Below are 11,785 nucleotides of genomic sequence, written 5' to 3'. Positions count from 1 at the left end.
GCACCACCGTGCCCGGCTTACGGAGTGGCCAAAGCCCCTCCAACAACACAGTTGCTACAGGGACGTACTTGCGGCGTGTCCCGCGACGGTGGGCCGGCAAGGACCCTGCAGCCAAGCCGCAGATCAACCGCCCTTACTCCGGGTCGTAATCCAGATTCGATGCCAACCAGCGTTCGGCCAGCGCAAGTGTGATGCCCTTGCGTTTGGCGTAATCGGCAACCTGTTCCTTGCCCACTCGCCCGACCACGAAATACTGGCTCTTGGGGTGGCTGAAGTAATAACCCGACACCGCTGCGGTAGGCAGCATCGCGAAACTTTCGGTCAGCGTCATCGTGGTGTTGCGCTCGGCGTCGAGCAGATCGAACAAGGTGCGTTTTTCGCTATGTTCCGGGCATGCAGGGTAGCCGGGCGCAGGACGGATGCCGCGATAGCGCTCGGCGATCAATGCCTCATTGTCCAAGCCCTCGTCTTCGATGTACCCCCAGAACTCGGTACGCACACGCTGATGCAAACGCTCGGCGAGTGCTTCGGCCAGACGGTCGGCCAAGGCCTTTAGCAGAATGGAATTGTAGTCGTCGTGCGCCGCTTCGAAACGGGCCACATGCGGGTCGATACCAATGCCGGCAGTGACTGCAAACGCACCAATCCAGTCCTGTTTGCCGCTGGTCTTGGGCGCGATGAAATCGGCCAGACAGAAGTCGGGGCGGTCCACGGGTTTGTCGACCTGTTGGCGCAAGAAGTGCAGCAGCTGCCGGGACTGGGAATCGGGGATGTGGGATTGGCTGGGCTGCCGCGAATCTCCAATCCCGATTGCCAAATCCCGGTGGTCCGTCAGGACCACTTCCACATCATCGCCCACACTATTGGCCGGCCACAGCCCGAACACGGCCTTCGCGGTCAGCCACCTCTCGGCGACGATCGTGCGCAGCATCTTGCGCGCATCGCGATACAACTCGTTGGCCTGCGGACCGACCACGTCATCGCTGAGAATTGCCGGGAACTTGCCGGCCAGTTCCCAGGCCTGGAAGAACGGGGTCCAGTCGATCAGCTCGATCAACTCCTGCAGCGGATAGTCGTCGAACACATGCACGCCCGGCTGACGCGGGGTAGGCGGCACGTAGTTGTCCCAATCGCCATCGAAACGCTGCGCGCGTGCCTTTTCCAGCGAGACCAGGCGTTTTGCATCGCCACGATTTCTGTGGCGGGTGCGGATCTCCGCGTAGTCGGCATCGTTGGCGGCCACGAAGGCCTGGCGCAGATCGCGCGAGATCAGCGATTGCGCAACACCCACTGCGCGCGAGGCGTCCTTCACCCACACTGTGGGCGCTTTGTAATGCGGGTCGATCTTCAGTGCAGTGTGCGCGCGCGAGGTGGTGGCGCCACCGATCAACAACGGAATCTCGAATCCCTGTCGCTGCATCTCGCGCGCAACATGCGACATCTCTTCCAGCGACGGAGTGATCAAGCCGGATAGCCCAATCAGATCGGCATTCTCCGCACGCGCCCGGTCCAGGATCACCTGCGCCGAGACCATCACGCCCAGATCCACCACGTCGAAGTTGTTGCACGCCAACACCACCCCGACGATGTTCTTGCCGATGTCGTGCACATCGCCCTTGACCGTGGCCATGATGATCTTGCCGTTGGATTTGCCGACATCGCCGGTGCGCAGTTTTTCCGCCTCGATGTACGGCAACAGATACGCCACCGCTTTCTTCATCACACGTGCGGATTTGACCACCTGCGGCAGGAACATTTTGCCGGCGCCGAACAGGTCGCCGACCACGTTCATGCCGTCCATCAGCGGGCCTTCGATCACATCCAGCGGGCGCGTGGATTGCTGGCGCGCCTCTTCGGTATCGGTTTCCACGAACGCATCGATGCCATGCACCAGCGCATGCGCCAGACGTGCGCGCACCGGCTTCTCGCGCCAGGCCAGGTCTTCGACCTTGGCGGCGCCCTTGCTGCCTTTGTAGCGCTCTGCAATTTCCAGCAAGCGTTCGGTGCCGTCCTTGCGGCGGTTGAGGATCACATCCTCCACACGCTCGCGCAGCTCCGGGTCCAGCTCGTCGTAGATCGGCATGCCGCCGGCGTTGACGATGCCCATGTCCATGCCGGCCTTGATCGCATGGAACAGGAACACCGAATGGATCGCCTGGCGCACCATTTCGTTGCCGCGGAACGAAAACGACACATTGGAAACGCCGCCGGAAATATGGCAATGCGGCAGCGTGCGCTTGATCTCCCGGGTGGCTTCGATGAAGTCCACCGCGTAGTTGTCGTGCTCCTCGATACCGGTGGCCACGGCAAAGATATTCGGGTCGAAGATGATGTCTTCCGGCGGAAATCCCACCTGCTCGGTCAGCACCTTGTAGGCGCGCGCGCAGATCTCGACCTTGCGCGCACAGGTGTCGGCCTGGCCCACTTCATCGAAGGCCATCACCACTGCGGCGGCGCCATAGCGCAGCACCTTGCGCGCCTGTTCGATGAATTGTGCTTCGCCTTCCTTGAGCGAGATCGAATTGACCACGCTCTTGCCTTGCAGGCACTTCAAGCCGGCTTCGATCACGCTCCACTTGGACGAATCCACCATCACTGGAATACGCGCGATATCTGGCTCGGACATGATCAGGTTGAGAAAGCGCGTCATCGCTTTTTCGGAATCGATCAGGCCCTCGTCCATGTTGACGTCGAGGATCTGCGCGCCGCTGGCAACCTGCTGGCGTGCGACTTCTACCGCTTCTTCGTAGCGCTCTTCCTTGATCAGCTTGCGGAACTGCGCGCTGCCGGTGACGTTGGTGCGCTCGCCGACGTTGACGAACAACAGATCCGGGGTGATGACCAGCGGTTCCAGGCCGGACAGGCGGGTATAGCGGAGTTGGTCGTTCATGCGCGCATCCGCAATGGTGTTGCGCACGCAAAAGCGCGTGACACGTTGGCTGAAAAAGTGTCGCTAGTGAGCCTGTCGCTCATGCGGCTTGCTCGTAAGCGCTAGGGAGTCGGCGCGGCGGCAGATCGGCCACGGCCTCGGCAATCGCGCGGATGTGATCCGGCGAGGTGCCGCAGCAGCCGCCGACCAGATTGAGCAGGCCGGCTTGCGCAAATTCGCGCAAGGTTGCGGCCGTTTCTTCCGGGCTTTCGTCGTACTCGCCGAAGGCATTCGGCAGGCCGGCATTGGGATGCGCGCTGACATAGGCATCGGCGATCTGCGACAGCGTTTCCACATGCGGGCGCAGATCCTTGGCGCCAAGCGCACAGTTCAAGCCCACCGACAGCGGCCGCCCGTGTGCGACCGAGGCATAGAACGCCTCTGCCGTTTGGCCGGACAAGGTGCGACCTGAGGCGTCGGTGATGGTGCCGGAGATCATCACCGGCAAGCGCCCGCCGCGTGCTTCGAACACTTCTTCGATCGCATACAGCGCGGCCTTGGCGTTGAGCGTGTCGAAGATGGTTTCCACCATCAGCGTGTCGGCACCGCCGTCGATCAAGCCGTCGATGGCCTCGCGATAGGTCTCGCGTAGCGCATCGAAACTGGTATTGCGGTACCCGGGGTCATTGACGTCCGGGCTGATCGATGCGGTGCGGCTGGTGGGGCCGAGCACGCCGATCACGAAGCGCGGCTTGTGCGGAGTGAGCGCTTCGACCTCGTCGCAGCACGCGCGCGCAACCTGCGCGCCGGCCTTGTTCAATTCGTACACCAGGTGTTCGAGGTGATAGTCGGCCTGACTCACCGAGGTTGCATTGAAGGTGTTGGTTTCCAGCAGATCGGCCCCGGCATCCAGATAGGCGCGATGGATACCGGAGATGATCTCGGGGCTAGACAGCAGCAACAGGTCGTTGTTGCCTTTCAGGTCGTGGCTTTGCGGCGCGTGATCGCAGCCCGGCCCGTGCACATGCACCTGTGCGCTGTCGTAGCCGTCGGCAAAGCGGGTGCCACGATAGTCGGGTTCCTGCAGATCATGGCGCTGGATCATGGTGCCCATCGCGCCATCGATGATGAGGATGCGCTCGCGCAACGCAGCACGGAGTTTTTCGGCGCGCTCGGGATGCAGCCAGGGCAGCGAGAACGGGATTGGGGGAGTAGGGAGCTGTGCAGACGTCATGATCCAGTTCTCCCTGAGTCAATGCTCTTGCTTTCATCCAATCCCGAATCCCGAGTAACCACTCCCGGCTTCATCGCAATCAACGAAATCACTTCGAAATGCGGCGGGCGCTTCTCGCGCGTCACCGTCTCCAGGCTGGACACGTCCAGCCCGGCTTTCTCCGCGAACTTGCGCAATTCCTTGGACGCAAAGCCGAGATTGACGTGGCCATAGGCATGCACCGCGGCGCGATGTTCGTGCTTGGCCAGGCTGCACAACAGCAAGCGGCCACCGGGGCGCAGCACGCGCGCGGATTCGGCCACCGCTTGCGCCGGCTTGGCCGCGTAGGTGAGCGCATGCATCAGCACCACCAGGTCGAAGCTGGCATCGGGGAACGGCAGCGCATGCATGTCGCCTTCGCGCACTTCCACATTGCGCAGCTTGCGCAGGCGTTCGCTGGCGGCGGCGACCACGCGCGCGCTGGTGTCGATGCAGATGTAGCGGGTGGCGTGCGGGGCCACCAGCTCGGCCAGCACGCCGTCGCCGGAGGCGATGTCGAGCACGTCGCCGGTTTCCAGCAAGGGCAGCGCCGTGCGCGCCAGCGCTTCCCAGGTGCGCCCCGGGGAGTAATGCCGCTCCATATCGCCGGCCACCGAATCGGCCCAGTTCTGGTCGGCGGCGCGGTTGGCCAGCACCGCGGCCACGCGCTCGGCGTCCTGGCGCAACAGCGGGTCGTCGCTGCCGGTGCTCAGCGCCAGCCACAAGGCGCGCTGCGCCGGGTCCAGCGAGACTTCGTCGAAGCGGTAATAGGCCGAGACGCCAGCGCGGCGGTCGCGTACCAGCCCGGCTTCCTTGAGCTTGGCCAGGTGGGTGGACACGCGCGGCTGGGCCAGACGGGTGATGGCCGACAGCTCGGCCACGGTGAGTTCTTCCTGCTCAAGCAAGGTCAGCAGGCGTACTCGGGTGGCGTCGGCAAACACCTTCAGGCGCGCCGACCAGTCTTCCAGATCCATGAATATCTCTATATCGCGATATGGAGATATTTTCGGCCCGGCAGGGTGTGGGGTCAACTACATACGCATGCGAATGGTTGGGGCTACAATGGGTGCTCAGCCTAGGCCTGGAGGGATGCGACGTGGATTTCAGCTTTACCGAAGAACAATTGATGATCCAGGATGTGGCGCGCCGCATCGCCCAGGAAAAGATCGCCCCCAGCGCCGAGCAGTTCGACCGCAGTGGCGAGTTCCCGCTGGACAACATTCGCCTGCTCGGCGAAAACGGCCTGATGGGCATCGAAGTGCCGGCCGAGTACGGTGGCGCCGGCATGGACCCGATCAGCTACGCGCTGGCGATGATCGAAATTGCTGCCGCCGACGGCGCGCACTCCACCATCGTGTCGGTCAACAATTCGCTGTTCTGCACCGGTATTTTGAAGAACGGCAGCGAGGCGCAGAAGCAGCTGTACGTGCGTGCGATTGCCGAAGGTGCGCAGATCGGCGCATTCGCGCTGACCGAGCCGCAGTCCGGTTCGGATGCCTCGGCAATGCGCTGCCGCGCGGTCAAACAGGCCGATGGCAGCTTCGTGATCAACGGCAAGAAGAGCTGGATCACCTCCGGCCCGGTCGCCAAGTACATCGTGCTGTTTGCGGTGACCGAGCCGGACAAGGGCTCGCGCGGCATCACCGCCTTCATGGTTGACGCCGACCGCGCCGGCTTCCACCGCGGCAAGACCGAACCCAAGCTCGGCATCCGTGCCTCGGCCACCTGCGAGATCGAGTTTGCCGATTACATCGCGCAGCCCGACGAGGTGCTGGGCGTGGAGGGCGAGGGCTTCAAGACCGCGATGAGCGTGCTCGACGCCGGGCGCATCGGCATCGCCTCGCAGGCGGTCGGCATCGCGCGTGCGGCGTATGAAGCCACCTTGGCCTACGTCAAGGAGCGCAAGGCCTTCGGCGCGGCCATCGGCACCTTCCAGATGACCCAGGCCAAGATCGCCGACATGAAGTGCAAGCTGGATGCGGCGCTGCTGCTCACGCTGCGTGCGGCCTGGTTGAAGGGGCAGGGGCGCAAGTTCGGCACCGAAGCCGCCGTGGCCAAGCTCACCGCCTCGGAAGCGGCGATGTGGATCACCCATCAGGCGGTGCAGATCCACGGCGGCATGGGCTATTCCAAGGAAATGCCACTGGAGCGTTACTTCCGCGATGCCAAGATCACCGAGATCTACGAAGGCACCTCGGAAATCCAGCGTCTGGTGATTGCGCGCGCCGAGACCGGTCTGCGCTGAAGCCGGCCACATTTCAGCGCTGCCGCTGGATGCGGCAACGCCATCGGCCCAAGGTGCGCAGCGGTCGATCCGGCAGCTTGGTGCAGGCAATTGCTTCGCAGTGCCGGGTAGGAGCGCGCTTGCGCGCGATGAAGCGTTATCGATAACGCTTCATCGCGCGCAAGCGCGTTCCTACGCGAACATGAGCGGTCTGGCATCACGGATGCGCCGTGCCGGTGGCCTGACAACGGCACATTGCAAGCACTTCATCGCGAATGGCTGCGTCCTCGCTTGTCGTGCGCGCCGCGCGCGGAGCACAATCGCTGCTTCTCCAGCCTCTGGTGCGCACATGCTCCGGTCTTCGCACGCTGTGTTTCCTCGCCTTTCGCTGTCATCCATTGCGCCCGTGCTGGTGTGCTGGGGGCTGTTGCTGGTCTGCGGCGTGGCAAGTGCACAAACGCCACCGCCCTCGATCGTGCCCACCGACCGTTTGCAGGAGGTCTGGTGGGCGCAGCGACACGCGCAGGTGCTGGAGCAGGTGAAGCAGCACGCCGACACGCCGCTGTTGTTGGTCGGCGATTCAATCACGCAGAACTACGAAAAATCCAAGGCGCCGGATGAAGATTTCCAGCCCACCTGGCAAACCTTCTACGGCAGCCGCGGCGCGCTCAATCTGGGCTTCAGCGGCGACGGCACCGAAAACGTGTTGTGGCGGCTGGCCAATGGCGAGCTCGACGGTCTGCAACCCAAGGTCGCGCTGGTATTGATCGGCACCAACAACACCGGTCATCTTGGCCAAACGGCCGAGCAGACCCAGTTGGGCATCGACGCAGTGGTCGCGGCAATCGAACAGAAACTGCCGCGCACGCACATTCTGTTGGTGAGCGTGCTGCCTAGCGATATCTCCAGCGAGAAGTCGCGTCGCGATGCGCAGATCAATCAGGGTCTGGCGGTGCGCTACGGCGATAATCCGCGCGTGACCTATCTGGATGTGGGGTCGATCTTTCTGCGCACCGGAAAGCTGCGCACCGAGTTGTTCTACGACACGCGCTTCCGTCCGCCGGCCGGCGCGCTGCATCCCGACACTCGGGGCCAGCGCATGTTGGCCGAAGCGATCGAGCCGACCCTGGCACGCTTGCTGGGCGAGCCGCCGGTCAAGCCGGTTGCAGAGCTCGGCCACGACTTTGCGACCTCGCTGATTCCGGTCGATCGACTGGAGCAGGATTCCTACGATTGGTACGCCCGTCACCATACGGCGTTGGCCGCAGCACGCATATTGAAGCCGGAGGTAGTGATGATCGGCGACTCGATCACGCACTTCTGGGCCGGCCCGCCGCAGGCCACACGCGTCAGTGGTGCGGCATCGTGGCAGTGGTTGTACGGCGCGCGGCCGGTGCTGAATCTGGGCTTCGGCTGGGATCGCACCCAGAACGTGTTGTGGCGGATCCGCCAGGGCGAGCTCGACGGCCTGGATCCGCAATGGGTGGTATTGCACATCGGCACCAACAACCTCACCGGCACCGCGCAGTCGCGCGCGAGCACACCGGCCGAGGCCGCGCAGGGCGTGGAGGCGGTGGTGAGCGAAGTGCGTCGCCGCTTGCCCAACAGCAAGCTGATCCTGATGGCGATCATGCCGCGCGGCCGCCATGCGGGCGATGCGCAGCGCGCACCGATCGCCGAAACCAACCGGCTGCTGGCCGCGCGCTACGGCAAGGACCGGTCGGTGCGTCTGCTCGATATCGGTAAGCAACTGCTGCAGCCCGACGGGACCTTGCCCGAGACGCTGATGCCCGACGGCACGCACCCCAGTGAGGCCGGTTATGCGATCTGGGCGAAGGCCTTGCGCGAGGCGGGCATTACGGCCTTGCCGTAACGATAGAGTCAGCAGCAGCTTCGAATGAGGCTGCTGTCGGTCAAGCCGTGTAGCAGCACTCAAGAATTTTCAGATCCCAGAAACCAGAAGACCCCCGATCGCTCGGAGGTCTTTTTAAACTGGTGCCCAGAAGAGGACTCGAACCTCCACGAAGTTGCCCCCGCTAGCACCTGAAGCTAGTGCGTCTACCAATTCCGCCACCTGGGCAAGGTGAGCCGCGAATTTTGCAGGCTCCTGGCGGGATTGTCAACGGGTGAACGCTGCGATCTACGCCTGGACGGGCCGGCTTTCAGCCCACATCACGGCTGCACGGGGTAATATGGTGGCAATGACCAAGAAAAACACCCCAGATTCCGATCGGCCGAGTCGCCGCAATTCCGCCAACACTGGCGAGCCCACCACCGCCGAAAAACAGAAGTTGCCGGGGTGGATGCCTGACTTTCTGGTTCGCGCCGCCGCTGGCGCCTCGACCAAGTCCGCAAACAAGCGCGCTGCCGATAAAGCCGCGCAAGCCTCGCCGGAGCTGCAAGTAGCGCCGCCGCTGCCTGAGCCGCCGGCTCCACGCGCACCGCATCCGCGCAAGAGCGGCCCGCCTGCGCCGCCTCCGGAACGCCTGCAGTCCGTCCAGCCTGCAGCAGCTGTCACTGCTTCTCCTGCTGCCGCCGCTGAATTCAAGGATCCGCACGCCGATCGCGAAGCACTGCGCTACGCCGAGCCGATCGCCAGTCGCGAGGCCATCCTGCAGCTGCTCGAAGCCTGCGACGGCCCGCAGACCGCCGAAGAAATCGCCGAACAACTGCATCTGAGCGACCGCATCGACGCGTTGGGCAAGCGCCTGTCCGCGATGGTGCGCGAAGCGCAGCTGGTGCAGAACCGCCGCGGCGGCTACGCACCGGTGCAGCAGACCAGCCTGATCGCCGGCGTGGTGATCGCCAATCCGGAAGGCTTCGGCTTCCTCAAGCCGGACGAAGGCGGCGACGACCTGTTTCTGCCGCCGTACGAAATGCGCAAGGTCATGCACGGCGATCGTGCGCTGGCCAACGTCACCGGTATCGACCGCCGCGGCCGTCGCGAAGGTGCGATTGCACGCGTGCTCGAACGCCGCATGTCGCGCATGCTCGGGCGTTTCTTCTACGAGCATGGCGTGGCCTACGTCGACCCCGACGACAAGCGCGTGCAACGCAATGTGCAGATCGCACCGGACGGCATCGGTGAAGCGCGCGAAGGGCAGTTGGTGGTGTGCGAGCTGATCGCGCCGCCGGATGCGCGTCGCCCCGCGATCGGCAAGATCATCGCGGTGCTCGGCGACAAGCTGACCCCGTCGCTGGTGGTGGAAATGGCCATCCACGGCCACGAGCTGCCGCACGAGTTCTCGCAGGAAGTGCTCGACGAAGCGGCCGCGGTGCCGCTAGTGGTCGAGCCGCAGATGATCGGTGGGCGTGTGGACCTGCGGCAGATGCCGCTGGTCACCATCGATGGCGAAGACGCCAAGGATTTCGACGACGCGGTGTATTGCGAACCCAACGCCGACGGCTTCCGTCTGGTGGTGGCAATTGCTGACGTTTCCAACTATGTGCGTCCGGGCACGCCGCTGGACGACGAAGCGCAGAAGCGCGCCACCTCGGTGTATTTCCCGGGGTTCGTGGTGCCGATGCTGCCGGAGACGCTGTCCAACGGCATCTGCTCGCTGATGCCCAAGGTCGACCGCATGTGCTTCGTCTGCGACATGCAGGTGGGCCGCGATGGCGAAGTCACCGGCTCGCGCTTCTACGAAGCGGTGATGAACTCGCACGCGCGTCTGACCTACAACCAAGTGTGGAAGGCGGTTGGCGAAGACGATGCCGACACCAAGGCCTTTATCGGCCCGTTGCTGCCGCAGGTGCAGCGTCTGCATCAGCTCTACAACGTGCTGTCGAAGGCGCGCACGCATCGCGGCGCGATCGAGTTCGAGACCTCCGAAGTGCGCTTCGTGCTCGACAACACCGGCGAAGTCACTCAGGCCGGCATGCTGGTGCGTAACGATGCGCACAAGCTGATCGAAGAATGCATGATCGCCGCCAACGTCGAGGCCGCGCGTTATCTGCTGAGCATGCATGTGCCGGCGCCGTACCGCGTGCACGAGCGGCCGCCGGAGAGCAAGTTCGAAGACCTGCTGGAGTTCCTCAAGGAATTCCAGCTGAGCCTGCCGGCCTGGAGCAAGGTGCGCCCTGGCGATTACACCAAGCTGCTGAAGAAGGTGCGTGCGCGCCCCGACGCCGCGTTGCTGGAATCGGTGTTGCTGCGCAGCCAGAGCCTTGCGGTGTACTCGCCCGACAACAACGGTCACTTCGGTCTGGCGTTGGAAGCGTATGCGCACTTCACCTCGCCGATCCGGCGTTACCCGGATCTGCTGGTGCACCGCGCAATCAAGCATGCCTTGACCGGCGCCAGCCCGGAAAAATATATCTATACCCCGCGCCAGATGTCGGCATTGTCGCTGCAGTGCTCCGAGCGCGGACGGCGTGCCGACGAAGCCGAGCGCGAGGTCGACGAGCGTTATCGCGCCGCGTGGATGGAAAAGCATGTCGGCGGCCAGTTCGATGGCGTGATCAGCGGTGTGACCGGCTTCGGCCTGTTCGTCGAGTTGAACGAATCCAAGGTCAACGGCCTGGTACATGTCACCCAGTTGCCGCAGGACTATTATCAGTTCGACCCGATCCGCAAGACGCTCAGCGGCGAGCGCCGCGGCCGCGCGTTCCGCCTGGGCGACCCGGTGCGGGTGCTGGTGCTCAAGGCGAGCATGGAAGAGCGCAAGATCGACTTCCGTCTGGCCGAAGATGGCGCAGCGCCCGAAGCGCCGTTGCCGCAGCGCGAGAAGCCGGCCAAGCGCAAGAAAAAGCAGTACTAAGCGCGACGACACCATCGCGAGTCGCTGCCTGGCGGCGGCTCGCGATGCGTGCGGATCGCAAGATATGACGCTACAGGTCCTTGCGAGCACAAGCTCGCAACGATCTCCGGTCATCCGTGTTCAACAGCGCTGAGGCAACGATGGACGCAGCACTCGAGTACAGCGGTGGCTGCCAATGCGGCGCGGTGCGTTTCCGCGTGCGCGGCAGGCTTATGGACGCCTCGATCTGCCATTGCCGCATGTGTCAGAAAGCCTTCGGTGCCTATTACGCGCCGTTGGTCTCCGTGCGCGGCACCGAGTTCAGCTGGACACGTGGCGAGCCGAAACGCTTCGCTTCTTCCTCGCTGGTGTCGCGTGGATTCTGCGCCGAATGCGGGACGCCGCTGACCTATGAAGCACCCGATGGCATCGCGATTGCTGCCGGTGCGTTCGATACGCCCGAACGGTTGCCACCGCTGATCCAGTACGGTGTGGAGCGCAAGCTGCCCTTCATCGATGCGTTGGGTGATCTGCCGGCGCGTACCACCGAGGACGATGTGGCTGCATTGGCGTTTCTGGCCGACCTCGTGTCAAGGCAGCATCCGGATCACGATACCGAGCAGTGGCCGGTGTGAGTTCGCGCCCGCAGGCATGAGCGCACCTCGCACCGGTTCGCGGCGGCCAGCGAGCGTAGGTGTCGG

General features: G+C 63.8%; 7 protein-coding genes and 1 tRNA gene. 4 read left to right on the top strand and 4 right to left on the bottom strand.

Annotated features, from left to right (window positions below; all coding sequences use genetic code 11):
- Positions 1-133 precede the first annotated feature (133 nt).
- From metH to XcyCFBP4188_RS09375, 3 genes are all read right to left on the bottom strand, one after another.
- Complete coding sequence (gene metH, locus XcyCFBP4188_RS09385; protein ID WP_104591993.1) at positions 134-2,890, bottom strand: methionine synthase; 2,757 nt, start codon at positions 2,888-2,890, stop codon at positions 134-136.
- 79 nt (positions 2,891-2,969) lie between these two features.
- Positions 2,970-4,103, bottom strand: coding sequence for a homocysteine S-methyltransferase family protein (locus XcyCFBP4188_RS09380; protein ID WP_006450495.1), 1,134 nt, complete (start codon positions 4,101-4,103; stop codon positions 2,970-2,972).
- Complete coding sequence (locus tag XcyCFBP4188_RS09375) at positions 4,100-5,095, bottom strand: ArsR/SmtB family transcription factor (RefSeq protein ID WP_006450494.1); 996 nt, start codon at positions 5,093-5,095, stop codon at positions 4,100-4,102. The genes XcyCFBP4188_RS09380 and XcyCFBP4188_RS09375 overlap by 4 nt, the downstream gene beginning before the upstream one ends.
- Before the next feature lie 122 nt (positions 5,096-5,217).
- Here XcyCFBP4188_RS09375 and XcyCFBP4188_RS09370 point away from each other — a divergent pair, with 122 nt between their 5' ends.
- Positions 5,218-6,366 (top strand): acyl-CoA dehydrogenase family protein, encoded by a 1,149-nt coding sequence (locus XcyCFBP4188_RS09370; protein WP_104591986.1) that lies wholly within the window; start codon positions 5,218-5,220, stop codon positions 6,364-6,366.
- A 328-nt stretch (positions 6,367-6,694) separates the two neighbouring features.
- Positions 6,695-8,218 carry a platelet-activating factor acetylhydrolase IB subunit gene (locus tag XcyCFBP4188_RS09365; RefSeq protein ID WP_104591985.1) on the top strand — a complete coding sequence of 508 codons (1,524 nt, stop codon included), beginning with the start codon at positions 6,695-6,697 and terminating at the stop codon, positions 8,216-8,218.
- Between the two features lie 120 nt (positions 8,219-8,338).
- On the opposite strand, the gene XcyCFBP4188_RS09360 is transcribed toward XcyCFBP4188_RS09365, so the two are convergent.
- Positions 8,339-8,425 (bottom strand) — tRNA-Leu (locus XcyCFBP4188_RS09360).
- 121 nt (positions 8,426-8,546) lie between these two features.
- Between XcyCFBP4188_RS09360 and rnr the strand changes: the two genes are divergently transcribed.
- Positions 8,547-11,105 carry a ribonuclease R gene (gene rnr, locus XcyCFBP4188_RS09355; RefSeq protein WP_043908602.1) on the top strand — a complete coding sequence of 853 codons (2,559 nt, stop codon included), beginning with the start codon at positions 8,547-8,549 and terminating at the stop codon, positions 11,103-11,105.
- A gap of 140 nt (positions 11,106-11,245) precedes the next feature.
- Entirely contained in the window at positions 11,246-11,719 is a 474-nt protein-coding gene (locus XcyCFBP4188_RS09350) for a GFA family protein (protein WP_006450314.1), read from the top strand.
- Positions 11,720-11,785: the final 66 nt, after the last annotated feature.

Origin of the sequence: Xanthomonas hortorum pv. cynarae, assembly GCF_002939985.1 — a bacterium.
Classification (GTDB): domain Bacteria; phylum Pseudomonadota; class Gammaproteobacteria; order Xanthomonadales; family Xanthomonadaceae; genus Xanthomonas; species Xanthomonas hortorum_D.
This window is presented reverse-complemented; position numbering and strand designations above follow the sequence as displayed.